The organism is Luteibacter sp. TLI7-4A, from assembly GCF_056754745.1.
The window spans coordinates 1,048,391-1,071,003 of the sequence record NZ_JBPGWO010000001.1; the positions used below are offsets into that span (position 1 = coordinate 1,048,391).

The following is a 22,613-nucleotide window of genomic DNA, read 5'->3' on the forward strand; positions in this document are numbered from 1 at the left end:
GTTCTCCGGGCGCTCAGGCTATCTGGGCTTCGGCGGTGAATCCGTCGGGATAGTTGGCATCGACCAACCAGAGTTGGGCGGTGCCCTCGACGCTCCATCGCCATTCGAAACGGCCGGAAAGGATCTCGGCAGGGGAAGCCTCGCCACGAAGCGAGAACGGTTGGCGGGGGTGGTCCGGACCCACCGTCGTCCATACGATGATTCCTGGATCACCATCGTCTAGCAGGGCGCGGTCGATCAATTGCAGGGCGAATTCGAAGCATGTGCCGCGATCGCGACGCCAGTAGACCATGATGCTGGCACCCGCGTAGGGCGCCCAGATGTTACGTGGCAGATGTTTCGTATCGCGGGGATTCGCCTGGTTCGTATGCGCAGGGGTCATATCGGGCTCCATTGATTTGCGGAGCGGGGCGGCGCATGGGCCGCCCCGCGGGGTGGATCAGGCCTTGCTGAGCGAGTAGCCGGTCCACATGGAACCGGTGACGACCAGCGAATCGCCTTCGAGCACCTCGAGCTGCGTCAGGCTGATTTCCTCCTGCACCAGCCGCTGGCCCTTGTAGGTGAACTGCGAAACCACCGCCACGAACATGCTGGCGCGCACATCCTCCATGAACAGGCCACCCGGCCAGATCACCTGCGGTTCGTAGATCGCGTCTCCGCCACGGTTGATCGCCGATTCGACCCCGACGCTGAAGTTGTTGACCACTCGCACTTCATTGAGAACCAGGCCGGTGAAACTCTGGTTGATCACGGCGCCGTTCGAACGGCGATCCTGGGTGATGACGCCGTCGATGGTGAACGAGGCGGACGTCTCGGAAAACGCGGCCGGCTTGGCCGATGTGTCGAGATTGGAGGGACGGGTGGGGTCGTTCGAATAACGAACGTTCAAGGTGAAATCGGACGGAATTTCGATCTGGGAACTTCCGCCCGGCGGAGGGGCCGCGATCTGCCATGCGATGGTGGCCAGCGTGGGGTTGCGGACGGGCTTCTGGAATACGGCGAGCCGGACGGTTTCGCTGGTCTGGTTGATCAGGGTGATGTTCGACATGCGATGAACTCCTGAATGGGTTGGGATGCGAGGCGCCCGATGCGCCCCGGAACGCATCAACCCAAGAACCGTGCCAACGGCGAAATGCCCGCTGTGGCGGCCTAGGGCGACAGCGCCGGCGATATCCGCTCGTGCCGACATGTCGACCGACATGTCCGACATGCCGGCGCGCAGGGCACCGAGGGTTCGGGTTAGGATCCGGGCAAGGGAACCAGGAAGGGGAGGTAGCCGTGCCGGTAAAGACGCACGACAGGGAGGCGACGCTGTCCGCGCCGCTGGACACGCTGGTGGCGGCCGGGACCGCCATGCCGGGGGTGACGGTGCTATGGCATCCGCGCTCGCAGCGAATCGGCGAGCAGGCGGTCATGGTATTCGAACGTGGCGCATGGGAATTGAGTCGCTACGTTCCCGATTTTCATCGCGCAGGCAGCGATGTCTGCGCGGCGTTGGACGATCAGGGCCTGTCCCGGAAACCGTTGCGTTTTTTGCAGCGGTCCGACGGTGGCGTCGAACTGGTGATCCCGCCCAGCCGGATGCGCTGCGAAATCGACGGGCGGGCGATACCCGCCGATGGCGTCGAGCATCGCGTCGTGTTGGACACGGCGCGGCTGAAGCATGGCGTGGTTCTTCGTCTTGGCGGGAACGTGTTGCTCTGTGTCGGGCTTGTCGGCTTGGCACCGTCACCGCGGCAGTCGAACGCACTGGTTGGTGTCGGCGCGGCGATAGCCAAGGCGCGTCATGCCATCAGGCAGGTGGCAGGCACGGATGTGCCGGTGTTGATCCTTGGCGAAACCGGCACGGGCAAGGAATTGGTCGCCCAGGCGATCCATGCGGCGGGTGCACGTTCGCACCGGACGATGGTGAGCGTGAACATGGCGACGCTCGGGGAATCGTTGGCGGCGGTGGATCTCTTCGGTGCGGTAAAGGGCGCCTATACCGGTGCGCATGGTGCACGTGCCGGCTTTTTCGCCGAAGCGGACGGCGGCACGCTGTTTCTCGATGAGATTGGCGACACTCCCGTCGCCGTACAACCCATGTTGCTGCGAGCGCTGGAAACCGGTGAATACCGTCCTTTGGGAAGTGCTCGCGTGGAACGGGCGGACGTCCGCCTGATCGCAGCCACCGACCGCGACCTCTCCGTGCAGGGATTCAACCAGCCGCTGCTACGGCGCCTGGAAGCGTTCGTGATTTCGATGCCGCCACTGCGCGAGCGCCGCGAAGACCTGGGTGTATTGATCGTGGATCTATTGCGTCGATGGAGCGATGACGGCAAGTCCATGCCCGCGTTGCCCGTTTCCCTGGTGCAGGCATTGTGCCTGTACGATTGGCCGGGCAACGTGCGCCAACTCGGCCATGTGCTACGCCGGCTGTCATTGGCCACCGAAGCGGGCGAGTGGCCCAGCCTCGACGAGTTGTTGCCGGCGACGGCGCACGCGATGTCCGCCGGAGTGGGGACGGAAGCGGCACCGCGGCCGGTACAGCGCGTGCGCTATCGCTCGCCCGCGCATATCGGCGAAGCCGAAGTGCTGGACGCCATGGAGGCCAGCCAATGGTGCGTTCGCAAGGCGGCCGAGCACCTGTCGATGTCGCGTCCGTCGCTCTACGCGTTGCTCGAATCGATCGCTTCGATTCGCCGCGCGGATGCGATTCCACTTGCCGAAATCGAAGCGGTGGTGCGCCAGGCGCCGGACGACCCGACATATTGGGCTTCCCGGTTGCGTACGCCGCGTGAGTCGCTGCGCAGGCGCGTTCGCACGCTGGGCCTGCGATGAAGATGAAAGCGCGTGGAAGGGTTGGCCCGAAATTTGCCACGGTCTCGATCGACGGCTACTTGGGCCGTCCCTACCATCGAGGATCGTCTTATGACACGCATCGATTTCATCGGTCGCGGGCTGCTTTTGTCCGCATTCCTGCTCCAGGCGGGTTGCGGCGGACCGCACACCAGGCCCGTCACGTCCCCTGTTCCACGACCCACCGAACTCACCGGTCCGCCCGCTGTCGACCTCGCGCCCAATGGCAAGTTCATGATCTATACGTTGCCGGTGGGCGCGGGTAACTGCCAGGTGGTCCATTGCCCGGAGCAGAACAAGATCGTCATGATGGACTGTGGTTCGAAAGGCCTGGGAAGCAACGGTTGGTCCAGGGACGACGTCGGCAAGTACATCGGCGCGATGATCGACGGCAGCACCGAGATCACGGTTACCGTCAGCCATCCCGATGGCGACCATTACAACTACATCCCGGCCGTGTTCAACGGCTTGCGCGTGAACAATCTTTACCTGGGCACGCAACTGTCCAACTACGACCAGAACTTCCGTAACTGGGTGGCGGCCGAACAGAGGGCTTTTGGCATGCCCGTGTCGACCCATGCGGGGTTCTATTCCTCGAAATCCCCCGACAGCAATCTCAGCTGCTGGCGTCCCAATGGCCACGGCGGCGCGGAACTGGATATCGCTAGCTATATCCTGGGCGTCAACGCCGGGACCACGCCCAACGATGCCAGCATGGTGATCGCCATGAAGTACGGCGACTTCCAGACCATCTTCACCGGCGACATGACGGCGACGACGGAGCAGAAGATTCTCGGGGCCGGGCCGCCCGTGTCGTTGAAGAGCAATGTCGTCACGGGTGCGCATCATGGTGCCGAGAGCTTTGGCAGCAATTCGCCGAGCTGGGCGATGGCTACCGCGCCGCAATTGCTCATGTTCAGCGCGGGAGAACGATTCCTGCATCCGCGCTGCTATTCGGTGAACAACTACCTGGCTTCGGTGCTGAAGGGCGTGCCGTTGCATGTCTATCACTGCGGCAAGGACGGTGCCTACGAGAAGCGGGCTTCAACGGATGGCGTGCTCGTGACCGACGACAATGGCTTGATTCGCGTCGCGGCCAGCAAAGACGGGAATTTCGATTACGACTGGGCGATTTCCGGGTTGACCGTGGGTGGTGGCGCCACATCCACGCCTTGAACGAGGTTCGCGCTTCACGCGCCCCCCGCCTGCGCCTGATGTGGGCGGGGCTTTTTTCACGGGGTAAACTGGCATCTTTGCCCCGGAATCGCCGCATGCTCAACGTCACCGGATTGGTGAAGACCGTTCCCGGAGGGCGGACCCTCTTCGAGGGGCTCGACCTGTCGTTGGCTCGCGGGGAATTCGTCGCCGTGACCGGCGAGTCGGGGGCTGGCAAGTCCACCTTGCTCAACCTGATCGCCGGCCTCGATTCGCCGGATGCGGGGAGCGTGCATATCGATGGAACCGATATCGCTGGCCTCGACGATGATGGCCGCACCGGGCTCCGGCGTGACCGGATCGGCTTCGTGTTCCAGGCGTTCCATGTCCTGCCGCACCTCGACCTTGCCCACAACGTGGCGTTGCCGCTGGCTTTGCAGGGACACGATGCGCATGCGTCGCTCGCCGCGGCGGAGGCGATGCTCGTTTCCGTGGGCCTTGGCGGTCGCGGCGATGCGTACCCACGCGAGCTTTCGGGCGGCGAACTCCAGCGCGTGGCGGTCGCCCGCGCGCTGGTCCACAGGCCCGGCCTCATCCTGGCCGACGAACCCACCGGTAACCTCGACCCCGACACCGCGGCGCGCACCCTCGCGTTGTTCGTCGACCAGGTGCGCGATGCCGGCGCCGCCGTCTTGTTGGTGACCCATTCCGCAGTGGCGGCCTCCGCCGCCGACCGCACGCTCGTGCTTTCGCCGAGGGGTCTGGTCGAACGTGGCTAGGGAGGCGTCCCCATCTGTCGCCAGCCGCTGGCTCGTGTGGAGCGAGTGGCGCGCGTATCCGGGCAGGGCACTTGCCGCCGTGTTCGCGATCGCGCTGGGCGTGGCGCTGGGATTTGCCGTGCACCTGGTCAACGCGTCGGCGCTAGGGGAGTTCGACAAGGCGGTGCATGCGGTGAGCGGGGCGGCGGATCTCAAGGTACGCTCGGCCAGCGCTTTCGGTTTCGATGAGATGGTCTATCCACGGGTTGCACGCCTGCCGGGGCTGGACGTCTTTCCTGTCGTTGCGCTTTCCGCGCTCGTGGACGGCAAGACTCCGGTCTCGCTGGAAGGCATCGACGTCCTGCGCGCTGGCGGAATGGGGCAGGGTGTTTCCAACGGCGCGTCGGAAGGATTCGCCGATGTCCTCTCGGGTCGTTCGGCGTATCTATCGGCGGCGGCGCTCGCTGCGACGGGACGCAAGGTAGGCGATTCGATCACGCTTGGCGCGAACGGTCACGCGATCCGTGTTCGCATCGCCGGTACCTTGCCATCGAGCGCGAACACGAACGCCGCGACGATGGACATCGCCGCCGTCCAGTGGCGCTTCGGCATGCTCGGCCGTCTCCAGCGCCTGGATATCCGACTCGCACCCGGCGTCGGCGCCGCCGGGGCGATGCGTGCGATACGCGCGGTATTGCCACCCGATGCCATCGTGGCGGATACCGCCAGCGAAGCGGCGCGCAACGACGGACTTTCCGCCGCCTATCGGGTGAACCTCGACATGTTGGCGCTTATCGCCTTGCTGACGGGCGGTTTCCTCGTTTATTCCGCGCAATCGCTGTCGGTGGCAAGGCGGCGTGCGCAGTTCGCGTTGCTACGCGTCCTGGGAATGCGGCGCAAAAAGGTGTTGGGACAGGTGCTGACCGAGGCCTTGACCCTGGGCGTGGTCGGGGCGGGTTCCGGGGTCGCGCTCGGGCTTGGCCTGGCGTCGCTCGCGTTGAACCTGCTGGGTGGCGACCTTGGTGGCGGTTATTTCCACGGCAATGCGCCGCAACTCGTCTTCGCGCCCTGGGCGGCGGCGATCTTCGGGCTGCTTGGCATCGGCGCGGCGGTACTCGGCAGCATGGTTCCCGCCCTGGCGGCCTCGCGCATCCTCCCGGCCCTGGCGATCAAGAACGTCGGCGACGTGGTCGATCCACGCGTTCGTGCGCGTCCATGGCAAGCGGTCGCATGCCTGGCGGGAGCGCTCCTGGCGTCGATGCTGCCCGCGGTGGGCGGGATCGCGCTGTTCGGCTACGTGGCGATGGCGCTGTTGCTGGCCGGTGGCGTGATGCTCATGCCCTGGCTCGCCCGTACGCTCGTTTCCCCGCTGCGGCATGTGCCCATTCGCAATGTCCCGTTCCGGCTCGCCGCCGCCCGACTTTGGGGTGCGCCGTCGCAGGCGTCCGTCGCGTTGGCGGGTATCGTGGCGTCCACCGCGTTGACCGTGGCGATGGCGGTGATGGTCACCAGCTTTCGTGGTTCGGTGGAGCGATGGCTCGGCGATGTGTTGCAAGCGGATGTTTATCTGATCGCGGACGGCGGAAGTGGAGGGCTCGATGCCACGACGCTGGAACGCCTGCGCAAGGTACCGGGGGTGGCATGGTTGGGCGTGCTTAAGGAGACACCGCTTCAGTTCGATGCGCGGCGCCCTGCCGTTACGCTTCTCGCGCGCACTTTGACGGGGCCGGGCGGTCACCTCGCATTGATGGGGCCCCGGATAACCGTCCCCGCCGGCGCGATCCCTGTGTGGGTTTCCGAGCCCGCGTCGCGGATCTACCACTGGAAGCCGGGCGACACGCTGACGTTGCCTTTGCCCGGTTCGCCAACGGCGAGGGTTGCCGGCGTGTGGCGAGATTATGCACGCCAACACGGCGCGATCGTCATGGAAGAGGGGACCTACGCCCGCCTCACCGGAGATCGCAGGCGCACTGGCGTATCGGTGCTCCTCGTTCCCGGCGCCAACATCGATACGGTCAGTGCGGGCCTGCGTTCGGCGGTGGCGACCGGTGGCGTCGGCGTTACCGTGAGCCGGCCACAGGATATCCGCCGGCAGGCGCTGGAAGCCTTCGATCGCAGTTTCCTCATCACGTACCTGCTCGAAGGCATCGCCGTATGCGTCGGCCTGGCGGGCGTCGCGGCGACCATCGGTGCGCAGGTACTTTCGCGCATACGGGAGTTCGGCATGCTGCGTCACGTGGGTGCGTTGCGCCGCGATCTCGTGCGCATGTTGCTCATCGAAGGGGCACTGTTGGGGCTGGTGGGTGGCATCGCCGGTGTCGCGCTCGGCGTGGCCATGAGCCAGGTGTTGATCCATGTCGTGAACCCACAGTCGTTCCACTGGACGATGGACACCTTGCTGCCGTGGCCCTTGCTTGGCTGGGTCATCGCCGGGCTGGCGGTGGCGACATCCGGCACCGCCCTGGTCGTGGGCCGGAGCGTGCTTTCCGCCGATGCCGTACGCGCGGTGCGGGAGGATTGGTGATGCGCTTGCTTCGCCTTGTCGTGTTGTCGTTGCTGGGGTTCGCGGCGTGTGGATGGGCCGACGACCGCGTCACCTACGCACCGGTGCCCGTGGATGCACCGGTAGTGCTGCCGCGCGACCACGGTGCGCATCCCGATTTCAAGACCGAATGGTGGTACGTCACCGGATGGTTACAAACGAAGGGCGGCCCGGTCGGTTTCCAGGTGACGTTCTTCCGATCGCGCCTGCCTTTCGACGATGGCAATCCCAGCCGTTTCGCGGCCAGGCAGGTCATCGTCGGGCATGTCGCGCTTGCCGATCCCGCGACAGGGCATCTCGATCATGGGCAGCGGCTCGCACGCGAAGGCTTCGGCCTGGCCGAGGCGGCCACGAGGGATACGGATGTCGTGCTCGACGACTGGCGTCTCGTGCGTAACAAGGATGGCAGCTTCACGGCCCGTGCCGGCACGGCCGGCTTCGCCCTGGACTTGCGATTGAACGCCACCCAGGCCGCCCTGCTGCAAGGCGACCATGGCTATAGCCGCAAAGGCCCCGGGCAGGGTGAAGCGAGCGCCTATTTCAGCATGCCGCACCTGGCCGTCACGGGACGGTTGACGCGCGGCACGCACACCGAAGCGATCCGCGGTGAAGCGTGGCTCGACCGCGAGTGGTCGTCGAGCCTGCTCAATCCTCGCTCGGTGGGCTGGGACTGGGCGGGCCTGAACATGGACGATGGAAGCGCCGTGACAGTGTTCCGCGTGCGCGACGCGCAAGGCCATCCGGTATGGGCGGGCGGCAGCGTGCGCGCGGCGGACGGTGCGCTCACCATTCTCGGCCCCGGGGACGTGGCCTTCTCGCCTCGTCGCCACTGGCACTCGCCACGTACGGGTGCGGACTATCCGGTCGAGACCACGGTGTCGGTCACGACCCCGGCCGGTACGAGGCGTTTCGAACTCCGTCCCTTGATGGACGACCAGGAGTTGGATACACGGCGCACCGGCGGGCCGGTCTATTGGGAGGGTGCCGTGGAGGTGGATGGAGGCCGGGGCTATCTCGAACTGGTCGGGTACGGCGGCAAGGTGAATCTTTGAGGCTTGTCACAGGAGAGGGAAGAGGGAAAGTTCTGATGGAAGCCTGGTGGGAGCCGACCCTGTCGGCGATGGGAGCTTGCCGTAACCTGGCCCGCTGCCGCGGGATCGCCGACAAGGTCGGCTCCCACCATGTTGCCGTAACCTGGCCGGTGTCAGTACGGTCACCGATACGACGCATGCAGGGGCTTCAGGCGTGCAATAGCGATATGCCGATTTCCACGATGATGAGCACGACGATGGCGATCTCGAGCAACTCGGCACGCCGGCTGGATGCTTCGTCGTAGAGCGCCGCATAGGTGTCCCGGACGATGGCGAGCTTGCGATCGACCGAGGCGCTCAGCGCGGGTACGCGGAACAAGGACAGTGCCGTGCTGTAGACGCGTGCGAGGTAGACATCTTCGGTGACCTGCAAGGCGTTGTCGACGCGTTCGGTCAGTTCAGTGACCTCGGCGACGAGGGTATAGAGCCGCCGTGCGAGGTGGGCGAAACGACGCGATGCGAAAAGCGACGCGGCGGTTCGTGCCTTTTCCACCTGGTCGTACATGCGTGGAAGCTCGTTGTCGAGGAGGATGTCGTAATAGCGCAGTTCGACCAGCTGGGCGTTGGCCACCTCGATGACGTCCGCCACGTCCGAGTCGCTTCGCGGCTCGTAGACGAAGGCGCGATCCCAGTTCAGGACGACGAGGTCGTCGGCGTAATAGGAAAAGTTTCGTGACAGAAGCTCCTTTCGGGAGGCCCTGGAAAGCGGGCGAGTCTCCCCCGAAAGCACTTCCGTCAGGTCGAGGCGCTCCTTCAGCGTCTCCGCGTCCATGGGTTCGTCGAACGCCTGGACGGTCGCGATGAGGTAATCCTCGTCCAATCGTTCGCCTTCGGCGGGACGGTCCAGGGCGGGACGAATCACCTCGTGCACACGGTCCAGGAGATCGTCCCAGAACGATGTCCGCGCGGACGGGCCGAATCGAGCGTCGATGGTGGCGACATCCTTGACGTAATCGGGCCAGGACCGGTCCGTGCATGGTGCGCGAAGCGAGAGCGTCGCCACGCCGAAGTCGTACAAGCGGACCGAGACCGCGGCCCGCACCGGCCCGCCCGCAAGCGGAACATGGATATCCCCCAGTGAAAGCCATAGCGGAGCGACGCCGAAGGCGACGGCCTTGGGTGGCGTGCTTGAAAGATAGGAACGGTTGAACGCGGTATTCGCATGCGCCGTCCACAGGCGCTCCGCCTGCGCCAGGTCGATGCTATAGGCGATGTCGACCAATCGCAGGACGATCAATTCACCGGATGTGACGACGGGATGGGCGGCGGCCATGGCAAGAGCCTCGATCTGGATGCCGCCAGTGTAGGCAGACGATTGTGAAATCCCGACGTTCGACGCGTAACATGCGCCACGCCGCGTGCCTGTGTCAGACGGAAGCCGCGATATGCTCGCGAAGCCACATGTGCGCTGGATCGCGATGGGAGCGCTCGTGCCACAGCATCACCATCTCGAACCCGGGCACGTCCACGGGTGGCTCGACCACCCGCAGTCCCGGGGCGCGCCTGACCAGGCGCTCCGGTGCCATCGCGACGATGTCGGTGGTCGCCAGTACGGACAGAAGGAAGAGGAAATGGGGTACGGAGAGAACCACGCGCCGGCTCAGTCCCCGTTTGGCCAGCGTTTCGTCGGTGATGCCGTGGAAGCCGCCACCGTCGGGTGAAACGATGGCGTGTTCCAGCTTGCCGAACTGGGACAGGGTGGGCCGCCGCTTCAATGCGGGATGTCCCAGTCGACCGGCAAGCACATAGCGCTCCGTGAACAATGCACGCTGATGGAGTTCCGGCGGTGCCATGTCCTTCGTCCGGAGGGCCAGGTCGATGTCGCCACGCTCCGTCAGGCGACCCAGTCGTTCGGGCGTGATGTCGAGCACCGCGAGGCGCGTACCCGGCGCCGCGGCGCGCAAGCCGCGCATGGCGGGAATGAGTACCGTCGATTCGCCGTAGTCGGCCGCGGACACGCGCCAGGTCTGGTCCGCCACGGCCGGATCGAAAGGGGCGGTGGGTGCGACAGCGCGCTCCAGCCCATGGAGTGCTTCCTTCAATGGCCCGCGTAGCGCTTCCGCACGGGCCGTCGGCAGCATCCCCCGTGGGCCGGGAAGCAGGAGGGGATCTCCAAAAATGTCCCTGAGCTTTGCCAGGTGCACGCTGACCGAAGGCTGCGAAAGATGCAGGCGCTCTGCCGCGCGGGTCACGTTGTGCTCGGCAAGAAGGACATCCAGGGTCACCAGCAGGTTGAGGTCGATCCGACGAAGATTAGTCATGACTATAGCTGCAATTGAATAAATTCATTTTGACTATACCTGATGCGACCTCATCATGGTGGCATCCCGGTTTTTTGGAGCTCGTCATGAAAGTTCTTCTCGTCTATGCCCACCCTGAACCCAGGTCGCTCAACGGTTCGATAAGGGATTTTGTCGTCAAGCGGCTCACGGAGGCGGGCCACGAGGTCCAGGTCTCCGATTTGTATGCGATGGGTTGGAAGCCAGCGTTGGATGCAGCCGATAGCACCGAGTGGAACGAGGACGAGCGCTTCGATGCCTCAAGTGCCTCGGCACGTGCCTTCGCGAACGGGCATCAAAGCGCCGACATAGCCGCGGAGCAGGAAAAGCTCCGGTGGGCGGATACGCTCATCCTGCAATTTCCCCTGTGGTGGTTCTCGATGCCCGCGATCCTGAAAGGATGGGTGGACCGCGTATATGCGAACGGCTTCGCATACGGTGTCGGTGAGCACTCCGACCAGCGTTGGGGCAACCGTTACGGCGAGGGCAACCTGGCCGGGAAGCGGGCCATGCTGATCGTCACCACGGGGGGATGGGAGTCGCATTACAGCGCGCGCGGTATCAACGGGCCGATGAACGACGTGCTGTTTCCCATCCAGCACGGCATCCTGTATTTCCCCGGCTTCGACGTCGTGCCGCCGTTCGTCGTCTACCGCACGAGCAAGGTCGACGAAGCCCGTTTCGCGGCGACTTGCCAGGCGCTCGGTGAACGGCTCGACAACCTGTGGGAGACGGCACCCATTCCTTTCCTGCCGCAGAATGGCGGTGCTTATGCCATTCCAGAGCTTACGCTGAAGGACGGGATCTCGCCCGGCAGATCGGGTTTCGGCGCGCACGTCGTCCATGGGGAGGCTTGACCGTCAAGCGTGGCAGCCATGGGGGCATCGCTGTCTCCTTGGCTGTCATGCCCGATGGCTTATTTTTCGAAAGCACACTGCGAGGCTTCGTTGCTCTCGCATGAACTCGCCTGTGCCGAAACTCTCTTCCATGTCTTTCCTCCGCGAGTCGGCTCAGGCCTGTGTTTCCACATAGCCTCCACCCACAGCGGACCTTCGCAAGTCATCTGGAGCTACTGTTCGGGGGTAGCGGGCCATTCGAGCCCAGGAGCAGCGCGTCCACTGCGGCCTGCTGGTGGAGCGGGTCGTCGGGAACCGGTAGATCGGGCTCGATATAGGTGGTCGTCGCCGTTTCCGAGGGGCGGTCGAGCACGAACCGAGGATAAAATAACAGAAGGCCGGTGTTCGGCAGGCGGAGGCTCTGAACGCTGCCCGACTGGCGCGCGCGGACCGCGCCGCCTACCCCGGCGACCTTGGCGAAGCCGTAATCTTGAACCACATTGCTGAAGAGCACGGCGGAGGAATAGGTAAGCGGGCCGACCAGCACATAGACCTGTCCTGCGAACCGTAGTGGCTCGTCGGCGGGCGGCGTGGCGGCGGTCTCGATCACGCCGGAGACGACCTCGCCAGCGATCTCGCCCGGCGCTCGCGGTTGAAGCACCCGCTTGATGTATCGTGAGCCATGCTTGTAGGGCCGGTCAGCGATATAGCGGAGCAAGCCATCACGCCACATGTCGTCGTCGCCACCGCCGTTCTGGCGGATGTCGATGACCAACCGGGTCACGCCCGTCGCGGCGATCCTCGCAAAGCAGTCGCGAGTGAAGGCGAAGAACCGCGTCTTGTCCGGCCATGAAAACGCAGCGGCTGTCAGGACGGCTCCTTGCTTCCTCACATCGCATTGATAGGTGCGTTCGAAGCTCGCTTCCTCCTGCAGTATGGCCGGCGTCTCGCCGCTGCCCGCTATGGTCTGGCGGCCGGCGTCGGCCAGGTCGATGTCGAACGCGACCGGCGATCCGTAGACCTTGGCGTAGAAGAGCCACCAGCGCTTGGCCAATAGAGCGGATCTGGATGTGGGCGTGTCGCCATGCACGCGAGCCAACAACGCCCTCACCACCAGGCCTGCGTCCTGTCCGTTGATTTGCCGAATGCGTTGGCCGGCGAACGGCGTCGGCGCACCGCCCAGGACGGAGACGATCCGCAGAGCGCCTTGCGCGTCCAGGCTGACTTCGAATGGGAAGAAAGTCTTGCCTTCAGCCGCCGCCTGGGCGCTCTCCTTCCGCCAATCGGGCAGCCCGATGAACAGGTGGCCATCCGCGAGCACTGGATTGAGTTGCGCCAGCGCGGCCCAGGCCTGGGCCCGGGTCATCGGATGATCCAGCTGGCGGTCGACCCGCCGCGCGGCGCGCTCCAACTGTACCCTGCCTACCGAATGGGAGAGATCTGGATGGTTCTGCTCGATCGTATCGACCGCCAGCCGCAGGTCCGCGCGGAGGCCAGTGACGGAGATCGGCGCTTCCACCGCCTTGGCTGCGCCAGCGGCCAGGGCCGCGGCCATCATGGCTAAACCCAGCCTCTTGAAGAGATTTGCTTCCAAGACCCGTTCCCAATTCCGACGACGACGAGGTTGCCAGCGCGCCCTTATGTTGAAATAGTATCAGTAAATTTCAACAAGAGTCCATGACATGGTTGAGCCATTCGTCCAGCGCGCTGTTCGCGACCCGGGGCAGATCCGGCTTCTGAGTTCGGCCGTGCGGCAGGAAATCGTCGACACGCTGGCCGCCCTGGGTGGCGAGGCGAGCGTTGCGGCCATGGCGGTGCACCTGGGCCGTCCGGCTGACGGCCTCTACTACCACCTGCGCGCCCTGATCGACGGTGGGCTGGTGGAAGAGATCGCCGTCGTGGGCGACGACGAGCGCCGCTATCGATTGGCTGGCGAGGGGGACGGCCCGTTGCGGCTAGCCTATGACCTGGGACCGCAGGGGAATGGACGCGAACTGGGCGCGTTCGCCCGCGCGCTCCTCCAGATCGCCGCCCAGGACTTCGAGGCCGCCCTGACGTCGGCGGAGGTCCTTACCGAGGGACCTGGGCGCGAACTCTGGGCTTCACGCAACAAGGGCTGGCTGAGCAAGGAGGATCTACGGGAAGTCTCGCGGCTCCTGGAGCGACTCAGCGCGCTGACCAGCCAGCCTAAGGCGCCCGGACGCGAGCGGCTAATGAGTTTCGCCTTCGCCCTGGCGCCACTTCGCCCCCGCTCCAAGCGGCGGCCCAAGGCGGCGGACTAGAGCCCGCCGGCGCCACGCACGGCGCCCGGCGGGCGTCCCATCACGCGCTTGAACGCGCGGCTGAACGCCGCGAGCGAACCGTAGCCCAACCGGAAAGCGACGGACTCGATCGGCTCGCGTTCGCGTCCGATCCACTGCGCCGCCAACCGCATGCGCAGGTCGGTGAGGTAGCGCAGCGGCGTCATGCCGGTGGCCTCGAGGAAACGCTCGGCGAACACCGAGCGCGAGCTGCCCATTTCCGCGGCGAGCTCGGCAACGGTCCAGTTCCTCCCTGGATCGCGATGCAACGCGACGATCGCCTTGCCAAGGCGCGGATCGCGCAAGGCCTGCACCCATCCGGTGGCGTCACCGCAACCGCATTCGACCCAACCACGCACGATGATCGCCGAGACGACGTCGGCGAGACGGGCGAGGATGCCGGCGAATCCCGCCCGCTTCGCACAGGACTCGCGCTCCATCGCATCCAGGATGGGTGGCAGTTCTGGATACTTCTCCAGCAAGGTGCCTACCTGCATCACTTCAGGCATGGCGGCGACCAACGGTTGCATGCCGCCCAACTCGAATTCCATGCAACCGCTGAAGACCAGCGCGCCGTCCTCGCGGGTGGCGACAGGGCAGTCAGGGTGGATGTCGTTCACGGTCTCGCACAAGGGCGTGGTGTCGAAGCTGGCGATATCGCGGCAGGCCACGTCGGACGAGGAAAGCAGTGTGTGGGAGCTTCCCTGCGGCATGAGTACCGCGTCGCCCTTCGAGAGCGGGTACAGCGTGCCGTCGCTTGTCCGGAGCAGCACCGGCCCGCGTCCGACGAAGTGGAATTGTGCCCGGCCCGGCGCCGCGTGGAAGGCGATACCGAACGGGCGGGCGACCTCGATCCGTCGGTACTGCACGCCATTCAGGCGCATGCCGAGCAGCAGTTCGCTGGCGGGATCGGGGGCGCGGTTCGGGGCGAGTGTGGCCATGGTCGGACGAAAGATCAAGTATTGAGGATTCAGCATCATATACCGTCCGGCGCCTGAGGCTTAACCTGCCGCTTTCCTTGATGACGGATGTGACATGAACAGCTGTGTGGAAGCCGCCGTCGCGGCACCCGAGGAGGTCCAGCCCGCCTGGGGCGCGGTCTTCGCCATGACCCTGGGCGTATTCGGCCTCATCACCGCCGAATTCCTGCCCGCCAGCCTGCTTACGCCCATGGCGGCCACGCTCGGCGTGACCGAAGGGATGGCCGGGCAGACCGTGACCGCCACCGCGGTGGTGGCCCTGGTGACGAGCCTGGTCATCGCGGTGGTGACGCGCAACATCGACCGGCGTTGGGTGCTGCTGGCTTTCTCCGTGTTACTGGTCGGGTCGAACCTGTTGGTCGCGTTCGCGCCCAACCTCACGGTGGTGTTGTCGGGCCGCGTGCTGCTGGGCATCGCCATCGGTGGTTTCTGGACGATGTCCGCCGCCACGGCGATGCGGCTGGTGCCGGAAGCGATGGTGCCGCGTGCGCTGTCGATCATCTTCAGTGGCGTCTCGGTCGCTACCGTGGCGGCGGCGCCTCTGGGCAGCTACTTCGGCCACCTGATCGGCTGGCGAAACGTCTTCCTCATCGCCACCGCGATCGGCGTGTTCGCCTTCATCTGGCAACTTTTCACCCTGCCGCGCATGGCGCCGACCGGATCGGCGCGCATGGGAACGCTGGTGGAGGTGATGAAGCGGCCGGCGATGCGCATGGGCATGATCGCGGTGGTGCTGGTGTTCACCGGCCACTTCGCTTTCTTCACTTACCTGCGGCCGTTCCTCGAAGTGGTCACCGGTGTCGGCGTCAATGGCTTGTCCGGGATGTTGCTCGGTTTCGGCGTGGCCAACTTCATCGGCACGTCGCTGGCGGGCTTCGTGCTCGAACGAAACCTGCGCATGACCCTGCTACTCATGCCGTTGGCGATGGGCGGCATGGCTCTCGCGCTCGTCGTGCTTGGCCGCGCGCCGGTGGCCGATGCCATCCTCGTGGCGCTATGGGGCATGGCCTTCGGTGCCGTGCCGGTCGCGTGGACGACGTGGATCACGCGCACCGTGCCCGACGAGGCCGAGAGTGGCGGTGGTCTTATCGTCGCCGCCGTCCAGCTGGCCATCACGCTCGGTGCCGCGGTGGGTGGCGTGGTGTTCGATGCCACCGGGGCGAAGGGTGTATTCGTCGGCTGTGGCATTGTCCTGCTGGTCGCCGCGGCGGCGATCGCCACGAAGCTTCATCCCGTCTCTCCCGCCTACGACGACAACAGGGATTTCATCGGCGAAGCCGACGAGGCGTGAGCGACACCATATTGACCCTGGGCGATGTAGCCGGGGACAATGCGCACCACTTCCCCAAAGACGGGCATACCCATGAAAGACGACCCTGGTCGGTTCGTTTCCCATACGTAGCACCGTCTCCGACGACATCCGGATGCGGTGAATAACCATCCGGCTGTCGTTTTCCAAGCGATAGCCCTCCAGTGCGACCGGCAGCAAGGCTCCGGTTGCCGAGGTGCAGCATGTCCCGGTTCTTTCTACTCCTGCTGGCCATGGGGTCTGTATTCGTCAGCCTGCCGAGCTTCGCCTCGGGCGGTAGCTATCTCGTCGACGACGCGGCCATCACGCCCGCATCGCATTGCCAGCTCGAAAGCTGGATGCAGTTCCGTACCACGGCCCGAACCGTGACCACCGTGCCCGCATGCTCCTGGGGCGCCGTGGAGTTCTCCGCGCAACTCACCGGCGGTGTTCATGCGGGGGCGGGAAGCGTGGCGCCCGGCGCGAAGTGGCAGGTGTTCAACGGGTCGCGTGTGTCGACGGCGCTCGATGCCGGCCTGACCGTGCAAGGCGGGCGTGTGCATGGGGCCGTCGCCTATGCGGCTTCCACGGTCCAGCTGGACGAGGCGGGACGTTGGCTGTTCAACGTGAACCTCGGTGCCACGCACCAGCGAGGCGAACCGACGCGGCGCATCCTCGGCGGCGGTATCGAATTCGCCGCGTCGGCCAGCGCCACGCTGCTTGCCGAGGTACTGGACACGACGGGTTCCGGGCGAACCTTGCAGGCGGGCGTCCGGCTGCCTTTCGGCGACAACAGTATCGATCTCGTGCTGGGCCGTGCCCTCGGCCAGCAGGCCGACCGCTGGATCAACATGGGCCTGAACCTGGCGTTCTGAGACATACTCGCGTTTTGCATACCGCGCGATCCGTCATGACCATCCACTTCTCCTGCACCATGTGCGGCCGTTGCTGCAACGGCCTTCGTCTGCCCGTGGGTGTCGACGAAGCCATCGCCTGGCTTCGCGACGGCGGCGACGTGCAGGTGTTCTGCGAGGCGATTCCCTGGCCGGAAGATCCAGCCGCCGACAATCTTCCCGCCTGGTACAAGCACCGCCGCTCGTTTCCCGCGACGAGCGGCCTGTTGCCGCTGCGCGTGATCGTCTCCTTCATGGCGACGTTCGAGGGCCCGTGCCCGAACCTCCAACCCGACCTGCGTTGCGGGATCTACGAACGCCGTCCGCGTGCCTGCCGCGTGTATCCGGCGGAAGTGAACCCGTTCTTCCAGGTCGATCGTGCCGGCAAGCTGTGCCCACCCGAAGCATGGCAGGCCGAGGGACTCTTGCAGAACGACGACGGCGAGTGGAGCGACCCTGAAGTGGCCCGGGCGGTCGTGGGGATGCGTGAGGCGGACGCGCGCGACGCAGGGGTCAAGGCGCGGGTTTGCGCGGTGCTGGGCATCGACATGGGCGGACTTTCGAACGAAGGGGTGGTCGTGCATGCGCCCGAGCGGGGGCGCTTGTTGGCGGCGCTGGAGTCGGCGCTCGATGCGGACGTTACCTTCGGTGGTACGAAGCCCGGATGGTCCATCGTGAGTAACCGCAAGGGAACGCTCGAACTTTTGCGTTCGGCGGGCACGGTATCGTTGGGCGCTTCGGAGGTCGGGTCGGATGGGGTGAGTTACATGGGTTTCCTGGCAGGCGACGCGGAGTAAGCGGCTGCGCATCTGTTCGGGACGTCGCCGGAGGTCCGGGTGCACGGCTCCCTTCCGGCTCGTGACGCGACAGGCTTCCGCGAGCACCCATCGCCGCTGAAGCGGCTCCCACAAGGAGGTGAAGGCCGTGCAAGGTCAGCGAGGGATCAGCAGCCGGAAGAAGAGGGCCACGAGGGTGACCGCGACGACGCCCCCCGCGTAAAGCAAGACAAACCATGCCGCCTGTCGCCATCGGCTGTGGGTGGGCATCAGTGGTAGCCCTCGTCGCCGGCCCTCACCTTGCCCCGGAAGACCCAATAGGCGAGGGTGGTGTAGGTGAGGATGATCGGAATGATGATGGCGGCGCCGATCAGGGTGAATACCTGGCTCGACCGCGGCGCCGAGGCCGTCCAGATGTCGACCGTCGGCGGGACGATGTTCGGGAAGATACTGATGATCAATCCGGTGTAGCCAAGGAACAGGATCGCCAGGGTCAGCAGGAAGGGCGCACGGTCGGCACCGCGGCGTACGCAGACCAGGATGCCGATGAGGCAGGCGATCACCAGGATGGGCACCGGCAGGAAGAAGAAGAGATCCGGTAGCGCGAACCAGCGCTTCGCCACCGATTCCTGCCCCGCGATGGTCCAGATGCTCACGATGCCGACCGTCGTGCCAAGCGCGAGCGTCAAGGGACGCATCAACACCGCCATGCGGCGTTGCAGCTCGCCTTCGGTCTTCATCAGCAACCAGCCGCAGCCCAGGGTCGCATAGGTCACCAGCAGGCCGATGCCACTGAACAGGTTGAACGGCGAAAACCAGTCGAAGGGGCCGCCGGCGAACTTGCCGTCGCGTACTTCCACGCCTTGCAGCAAGGTGCCGAGAATCACGCCCTGTGCGAACGTGGCCACGCCGGAACCGGCGATGAAGGCCAGGTCCCACAGGTGCTGCGTGCGCCGGGCCTTCGCACGGATTTCGAAAGCCACGCCACGGAAGATCAACCCGCAGAGCATGGCGATGATGGGCAGGTAGGTCGCCGGCAGCAGGATCGAATAGGCGAGGGGAAACACGGCGTACAGGCAAGCGCCGCCGAGCACCATCCAGGTCTCGTTGCCGTCCCATACCGGCGCCACGGTGTTGAGCATCACCTGGCGTTCGCCCTCGCGGTCGAAGAAGGGAAAGATCAGGCCGATGCCGAGGTCGAAGCCGTCCAGCATGACGTACATGAACACGCCGAACGCGATGATGGCCGCCCAGATGATTGGCAAGTCGATAGGCATGGCGGTTACTCGTCGATGGAATCGGTGGGACGCGACAGCGGGCGATGGTCGAAACGTTCCCTGCCGCGGCCGGTGTCGCCGGCCTCCGCACCGGCCTCGTCGTGGGGCAGGTTCGGCCCCTTCGCCATCAGCTTGAGCATGTAATAGATGCCGGTGCCAAAGACCAGGAAGTACACCATCACGAAGATCATCAGCGATGTGCCGACCTGGTCCACGGTGATGGCCGAGACGGCGTCGCGCGTGCGCAACACGCCGTAGACCACCCACGGCTGGCGGCCGGCCTCGGTGGTCACCCATCCGGCCAACAGCGCGATCAGGCCCGAGGGAGCCATGAACAGGGCGAAGCGCTGGAACCAGCGTGCCTCGTACAGGCGGCCGTTGCGCCGCAAGGCGAGTCCGCAGACGGCGAGCAGGAGCATCAACAGCCCCATGCCGACCATGATGCGAAAGCTCCAGAAGACGATCGTCGAATTCGGGCGGTCTTCCGGCGGGAACGACTTCAGGCCCTGGATCTCGCCATTCCAGCTATGCGTCAGGATCACGCTGCCCAGGTGCGGCACCTTGACGGCGTAGCGGGTGGTTTCGGCTTCCATGTCCGGCCAGCCGACGAGGTTGAGCGACGTGCCACCTTTCTCGGTTTCCCAAAGCCCTTCGATGGCGGCGATCTTGGCCGGCTGGTGCTCGCGGGTATTGAGCCCATGCGCGTCGCCCACGGCGACCTGGATCGGCACGACCACCAGCAGCATCCACAACGCCATCGAGAACGATTTGCGGATGGCGTCGTCCTTTCGTCCGCGAAGAAGGTGCCATGCGCCGCATGCGCCGACGATCACGGCGGCCACGATGAAGGCGGCCAGCGCCATGTGCACGAGGCGATAAGGGAAGGAAGGATTGAAGACGATCTTGAGCCAGTCAGTGGGAACGATCTTGCCGTCGACCAGTTCGAAGCCCTGCGGCGTCTGCATCCAGCTGTTCGAGGAGAGGATCCAGAAGGTCGATATCAGCGTACCCACGGCGACCATCAGCGTGGCGAAGAAGTGCGCCTTGGGGCCCACCTTGGTCCAGCCGAAAAGCATGATGCCGAGGAAGCCCGCTTCGAGGAAGAAGGCCGTCATCACCTCGAAGGCCAGCAGGGGGCCGGTCACCGCACCGGCAACGGCCGAGAAGCCCGACCAGTTGGTGCCGAACTGGTAGCTCATCACGACGCCGGAAACGACGCCCATGGCGAAACCGACGGCGAACACCTTCGACCAGAAGAAGAACAGTTCCTTGTAGACCACCTTGCCGGTCTTCAGCCACAGGCCTTCGAGCACGGCCAGATAGCTGGCCAGGCCGATGCTGATGGCCGGGAAGATGATGTGGAAGGACACCGTGAAGGCGAACTGCCAGCGGGCCAATAGGAGCGCCGTGTCGGATACGTGCATGGGAATCTCCGTCTGGCATCCAGTCTAGGCCGTGGCGCGCGCAGGGTACGCCGGCGCGACGTTTTGGCACGTGAAGGATTGTCGCAGGACGAGCGGCCCGGCTGAATTGCAGCGTCTTGCCGTGACAGGTGCGTTTCCACCTTCCTGCCATCCGATCAGGAAAAGGTCCTTCTAAGGAGCGCTTCCTAGACTCGATCACTCCCCAAGCGAAGGCCAAAGGATGCGCACTCCCACCTCGATCACCGTCGGCAAGGTGCCGCAGGTCACCGTCGTCTTCTGGATCCTGAAGGTTGCCGCCACCACGCTCGGCGAGACGGGTGGCGACGCCGTTTCGATGTCGTTGGGCCTGGGCTATCTCCTGGCCAGCGGCCTCTTCCTGGCGATCTTCGTCGTCGCGGTCGTGGCGCAGGTTCGTGCGACACGTTTTCATCCCTGGCTCTACTGGGTGACGATCGTCGCCACCACGACCGTCGGTACCACGATGGCCGACTTCGCCGATCGCTCCCTGGGCATTGGCTATGCCGGTGGCAGCAGCTTGCTTCTCGCGGCGGTGCTGGCGTCGCTGGCGGCCTGGTACAGGGCGATGGGCACGGTGTCCATACATCACATCGTGACGCCACGCGCGGAATGGTTCTACTGGGTCACCATCATGTTTTCGCAGACGCTCGGCACGGCCCTGGGCGACTGGACGGCGGATGACGCCGGCCTCGGCTACTTCGGTAGCGCCATGCTTTTCGGTGGCGTATTGGCCGCCATCGCCGTGGTGTATTCCATGACCCGCGTATCGCGTACTTTGCTGTTCTGGATGGCCTTCGTGCTCACGCGGCCGCTCGGCGCCGCGCTCGGCGATTTCCTCGACAAGCCGCTCGACGATGGCGGGCTGGCGTTGAGCCGCTACAGCGCCACGGTGGTGTTGCTGGCGTTCATGGCCTTATGTGTCTGGCTGGTACCCCAACGGCCCGCCGAGACACGGAACTAGCCCAGGCGGTCCGTGTCCCATGGCTTCGGATGCTAGGATTTCGCCCGGCATCCATCTCCACGCTTCGGGAGCAGACATGGGCAGGCGATCCCTGTTCCGTACCGAATGGTTCCTTGCGGTGAGCCTGGTCACCTGTCTCGTGTTCCTCGCCGTGCCGGAGGTGTTGCTCACCGGACTGGAATCGATGGGTTGGCTGGCCGTGGTTTTCGCCTGGCTGTTCCTCGTCGTCCTGGGTTCGGCGGTCGCCGTCGTCCGCCATGCCGAGCATCTTGCGCACCATCTGGGCGAGCCGCGCGGCACGCTCATCCTCACGCTGGCGGTCACCTCCATCGAAGTGATGAGCGTGTCGGCGGTGATGCTTCACGGCGCGAACAATCCGACCCTCGCCCGCGACACGCTGTTCTCCGTCACGATGATCGTATTGAACGGCATGGTGGGGCTTTCACTGCTCCTGGGTGGCCTGAAACACAGCGAGCAGTCGTACAACCTGCAAGGCGCGAATGCCTACCTCGGCCTGATCATTCCGCTCGGCGTCCTCAGCATGGTGTTGCCGAGCTTCACCCGGGATGCCGCCGACTCGCCGTTGAGGTTCTCCCATCAGTTGTTTCTGGCGATCTTCGCGCTGGTGCTCTATGCCACCTTCCTGTTCCTGCAGACGCGGCGATTGAAAGGCTATTTCGTTCCGGACGGCATGCCCTCGGGTGGGAAGCGGCCTAGGCCGCGATCCGTCACCCCCCACGGACCGTTGATATCTGCCTTGCTTCTCATCGCGTACATGCTGCCGGTCGTTTTCCTGGTCGACAGGCTGGCGGTGCCCGTCGATTACGTGGTGGAGACACTCGGTGCGCCGGCTGCCCTCGGTGGCCTCGCGATGGCGATACTCGTGGCGATGCCCGAGGGCATGGGCGCCATACGCGCGGCCAATCGCAACGAATTGCAGCGGGCCGTGAACGTCTTCATGGGTTCGGTGCTTTCCACGATCGGACTCACCATCCCCGCGATCCTCATCATCGGTGGCTTGACCGATCATCCGGTGATGCTCGGCCTGCGCCACACGGACCTGGTGCTGTTCGTATTGACCCTGTTCCTGTGCATGGTCACGTTTTCCAGCCGGCGTACGCACTTGCTCCAGGGCGCCGTTCACCTCATGCTGTTCGCATGCTTCATCTTCTTCGCCTTCGCGCCATGAACGGGAAA

General features: G+C 65.0%; 20 protein-coding genes. 12 read left to right on the forward strand and 8 right to left on the reverse strand.

Annotated features, from left to right (window positions below):
• Positions 1-13: 13 nt before the first annotated feature.
• Together ACR9Y6_RS04655 and ACR9Y6_RS04660 are read right to left on the reverse strand one after the other, a co-directional pair.
• Positions 14-382: a hypothetical protein gene (locus ACR9Y6_RS04655; RefSeq protein ID WP_481280212.1), complete on the reverse strand. Its 369-nt coding sequence runs from the start codon at positions 380-382 to the stop codon at positions 14-16.
• Between the two features lie 57 nt (positions 383-439).
• On the reverse strand, positions 440-1,048 hold the full coding sequence (locus tag ACR9Y6_RS04660; protein WP_481280213.1) for a hypothetical protein: 609 nt from the start codon (positions 1,046-1,048) through the stop codon (positions 440-442).
• Between the two features lie 230 nt (positions 1,049-1,278).
• On the opposite strand from ACR9Y6_RS04660, the gene ACR9Y6_RS04665 reads away from it, so the two are divergent.
• From ACR9Y6_RS04665 to ACR9Y6_RS04685, 5 genes are all read left to right on the forward strand, one after another.
• The gene (locus tag ACR9Y6_RS04665) at positions 1,279-2,820 is read left to right on the forward strand and encodes a sigma 54-interacting transcriptional regulator (RefSeq protein ID WP_481280214.1); all 1,542 of its coding nucleotides are present in this window, start codon (positions 1,279-1,281) and stop codon (positions 2,818-2,820) included.
• A 90-nt stretch (positions 2,821-2,910) separates the two neighbouring features.
• Complete coding sequence (locus ACR9Y6_RS04670; protein WP_481280215.1) at positions 2,911-4,014, forward strand: ComEC/Rec2 family competence protein; 1,104 nt, start codon at positions 2,911-2,913, stop codon at positions 4,012-4,014.
• Between the two features lie 95 nt (positions 4,015-4,109).
• Positions 4,110-4,772, forward strand: a complete 663-nt coding sequence (locus tag ACR9Y6_RS04675; RefSeq protein WP_481280216.1) for an ABC transporter ATP-binding protein — start codon at positions 4,110-4,112, stop codon at positions 4,770-4,772.
• Positions 4,765-7,275, forward strand: a complete 2,511-nt coding sequence (locus tag ACR9Y6_RS04680) for an FtsX-like permease family protein (RefSeq protein ID WP_481280217.1) — start codon at positions 4,765-4,767, stop codon at positions 7,273-7,275. Before ACR9Y6_RS04675 ends, ACR9Y6_RS04680 begins: the two co-directional genes overlap by 8 nt.
• A complete protein-coding gene (locus tag ACR9Y6_RS04685) occupies positions 7,275-8,345 on the forward strand; it encodes a lipocalin-like domain-containing protein (RefSeq protein WP_481280218.1) in 1,071 nt (356 codons plus the stop codon). The genes ACR9Y6_RS04680 and ACR9Y6_RS04685 overlap by 1 nt, the downstream gene beginning before the upstream one ends.
• 187 nt (positions 8,346-8,532) lie before the next feature.
• Here the strand turns inward: ACR9Y6_RS04685 and ACR9Y6_RS04690 are convergent, their stop codons facing one another.
• Together ACR9Y6_RS04690 and ACR9Y6_RS04695 are read right to left on the reverse strand one after the other, a co-directional pair.
• A complete protein-coding gene (locus ACR9Y6_RS04690) occupies positions 8,533-9,657 on the reverse strand; it encodes an RMD1 family protein (protein WP_481280219.1) in 1,125 nt (374 codons plus the stop codon).
• A 94-nt stretch (positions 9,658-9,751) separates the two neighbouring features.
• Entirely contained in the window at positions 9,752-10,645 is an 894-nt protein-coding gene (locus ACR9Y6_RS04695; RefSeq protein WP_481280220.1) for a LysR family transcriptional regulator, read from the reverse strand.
• Between the two features lie 14 nt (positions 10,646-10,659).
• Here ACR9Y6_RS04695 and ACR9Y6_RS04700 point away from each other — a divergent pair, with 14 nt between their 5' ends.
• The gene (locus ACR9Y6_RS04700; RefSeq protein ID WP_481280221.1) at positions 10,660-11,520 is read left to right on the forward strand and encodes an NAD(P)H-dependent oxidoreductase; all 861 of its coding nucleotides are present in this window, start codon (positions 10,660-10,662) and stop codon (positions 11,518-11,520) included.
• 202 nt (positions 11,521-11,722) lie between these two features.
• On the opposite strand, the gene ACR9Y6_RS04705 is transcribed toward ACR9Y6_RS04700, so the two are convergent.
• Positions 11,723-13,093, reverse strand: a complete 1,371-nt coding sequence (locus ACR9Y6_RS04705) for a S41 family peptidase (protein WP_481280222.1) — start codon at positions 13,091-13,093, stop codon at positions 11,723-11,725.
• Between the two features lie 88 nt (positions 13,094-13,181).
• On the opposite strand from ACR9Y6_RS04705, the gene ACR9Y6_RS04710 reads away from it, so the two are divergent.
• Positions 13,182-13,781, forward strand: coding sequence for a winged helix-turn-helix domain-containing protein (locus tag ACR9Y6_RS04710; RefSeq protein ID WP_481280223.1), 600 nt, complete (start codon positions 13,182-13,184; stop codon positions 13,779-13,781).
• On the opposite strand, the gene ACR9Y6_RS04715 is transcribed toward ACR9Y6_RS04710, so the two are convergent.
• Complete coding sequence (locus ACR9Y6_RS04715; protein WP_481280224.1) at positions 13,778-14,740, reverse strand: AraC family transcriptional regulator; 963 nt, start codon at positions 14,738-14,740, stop codon at positions 13,778-13,780. The genes ACR9Y6_RS04710 and ACR9Y6_RS04715 overlap by 4 nt on opposite strands.
• A gap of 94 nt (positions 14,741-14,834) precedes the next feature.
• On the opposite strand from ACR9Y6_RS04715, the gene ACR9Y6_RS04720 reads away from it, so the two are divergent.
• From ACR9Y6_RS04720 to ACR9Y6_RS04730, 3 genes are all read left to right on the forward strand, one after another.
• On the forward strand, positions 14,835-16,070 hold the full coding sequence (locus ACR9Y6_RS04720; RefSeq protein ID WP_481280225.1) for an MFS transporter: 1,236 nt from the start codon (positions 14,835-14,837) through the stop codon (positions 16,068-16,070).
• A gap of 221 nt (positions 16,071-16,291) precedes the next feature.
• Positions 16,292-16,942: a hypothetical protein gene (locus ACR9Y6_RS04725; RefSeq protein WP_481280226.1), complete on the forward strand. Its 651-nt coding sequence runs from the start codon at positions 16,292-16,294 to the stop codon at positions 16,940-16,942.
• Positions 16,943-16,977: 35 nt separating this feature from the next.
• Positions 16,978-17,757 carry a YkgJ family cysteine cluster protein gene (locus ACR9Y6_RS04730; RefSeq protein WP_481280227.1) on the forward strand — a complete coding sequence of 260 codons (780 nt, stop codon included), beginning with the start codon at positions 16,978-16,980 and terminating at the stop codon, positions 17,755-17,757.
• A gap of 248 nt (positions 17,758-18,005) precedes the next feature.
• Here ACR9Y6_RS04730 and cydB read toward each other — a convergent pair whose 3' ends face one another.
• Both cydB and ACR9Y6_RS04740 read right to left on the reverse strand, forming a co-directional pair.
• Positions 18,006-19,013: a cytochrome d ubiquinol oxidase subunit II gene (cydB, locus tag ACR9Y6_RS04735; protein ID WP_481280228.1), complete on the reverse strand. Its 1,008-nt coding sequence runs from the start codon at positions 19,011-19,013 to the stop codon at positions 18,006-18,008.
• A 5-nt stretch (positions 19,014-19,018) separates the two neighbouring features.
• On the reverse strand, positions 19,019-20,437 hold the full coding sequence (locus ACR9Y6_RS04740; RefSeq protein WP_481280229.1) for a cytochrome ubiquinol oxidase subunit I: 1,419 nt from the start codon (positions 20,435-20,437) through the stop codon (positions 19,019-19,021).
• A gap of 220 nt (positions 20,438-20,657) precedes the next feature.
• Here ACR9Y6_RS04740 and ACR9Y6_RS04745 point away from each other — a divergent pair, with 220 nt between their 5' ends.
• Together ACR9Y6_RS04745 and ACR9Y6_RS04750 are read left to right on the forward strand one after the other, a co-directional pair.
• A complete protein-coding gene (locus ACR9Y6_RS04745) occupies positions 20,658-21,416 on the forward strand; it encodes a COG4705 family protein (RefSeq protein ID WP_481280230.1) in 759 nt (252 codons plus the stop codon).
• Positions 21,417-21,492: 76 nt separating this feature from the next.
• Positions 21,493-22,605, forward strand: coding sequence for a calcium:cation antiporter (locus ACR9Y6_RS04750; protein ID WP_481280231.1), 1,113 nt, complete (start codon positions 21,493-21,495; stop codon positions 22,603-22,605).
• Positions 22,606-22,613: the final 8 nt, after the last annotated feature.

Coding starts and splice junctions, on each gene's coding strand:
- ACR9Y6_RS04690 (WP_481280219.1), bottom strand. CDS start 9,657: ATGGCCGCCGCCCATCCCGTCGTCACATCCGGTGAATTGATCGTCCTG.
- ACR9Y6_RS04730 (WP_481280227.1), top strand. CDS start 16,978: ATGACCATCCACTTCTCCTGCACCATGTGCGGCCGTTGCTGCAACGGC.
- ACR9Y6_RS04720 (WP_481280225.1), top strand. CDS start 14,835: ATGAACAGCTGTGTGGAAGCCGCCGTCGCGGCACCCGAGGAGGTCCAG.
- cydB (WP_481280228.1), bottom strand. CDS start 19,013: ATGCCTATCGACTTGCCAATCATCTGGGCGGCCATCATCGCGTTCGGC.
- ACR9Y6_RS04750 (WP_481280231.1), top strand. CDS start 21,493: ATGGGCAGGCGATCCCTGTTCCGTACCGAATGGTTCCTTGCGGTGAGC.
- ACR9Y6_RS04725 (WP_481280226.1), top strand. CDS start 16,292: ATGTCCCGGTTCTTTCTACTCCTGCTGGCCATGGGGTCTGTATTCGTC.
- ACR9Y6_RS04670 (WP_481280215.1), top strand. CDS start 2,911: ATGACACGCATCGATTTCATCGGTCGCGGGCTGCTTTTGTCCGCATTC.
- ACR9Y6_RS04655 (WP_481280212.1), bottom strand. CDS start 382: ATGACCCCTGCGCATACGAACCAGGCGAATCCCCGCGATACGAAACAT.
- ACR9Y6_RS04715 (WP_481280224.1), bottom strand. CDS start 14,740: ATGGCCACACTCGCCCCGAACCGCGCCCCCGATCCCGCCAGCGAACTG.
- ACR9Y6_RS04745 (WP_481280230.1), top strand. CDS start 20,658: ATGCGCACTCCCACCTCGATCACCGTCGGCAAGGTGCCGCAGGTCACC.
- ACR9Y6_RS04710 (WP_481280223.1), top strand. CDS start 13,182: ATGGTTGAGCCATTCGTCCAGCGCGCTGTTCGCGACCCGGGGCAGATC.
- ACR9Y6_RS04740 (WP_481280229.1), bottom strand. CDS start 20,437: ATGCACGTATCCGACACGGCGCTCCTATTGGCCCGCTGGCAGTTCGCC.
- ACR9Y6_RS04695 (WP_481280220.1), bottom strand. CDS start 10,645: ATGACTAATCTTCGTCGGATCGACCTCAACCTGCTGGTGACCCTGGAT.
- ACR9Y6_RS04660 (WP_481280213.1), bottom strand. CDS start 1,048: ATGTCGAACATCACCCTGATCAACCAGACCAGCGAAACCGTCCGGCTC.
- ACR9Y6_RS04685 (WP_481280218.1), top strand. CDS start 7,275: ATGCGCTTGCTTCGCCTTGTCGTGTTGTCGTTGCTGGGGTTCGCGGCG.
- ACR9Y6_RS04675 (WP_481280216.1), top strand. CDS start 4,110: ATGCTCAACGTCACCGGATTGGTGAAGACCGTTCCCGGAGGGCGGACC.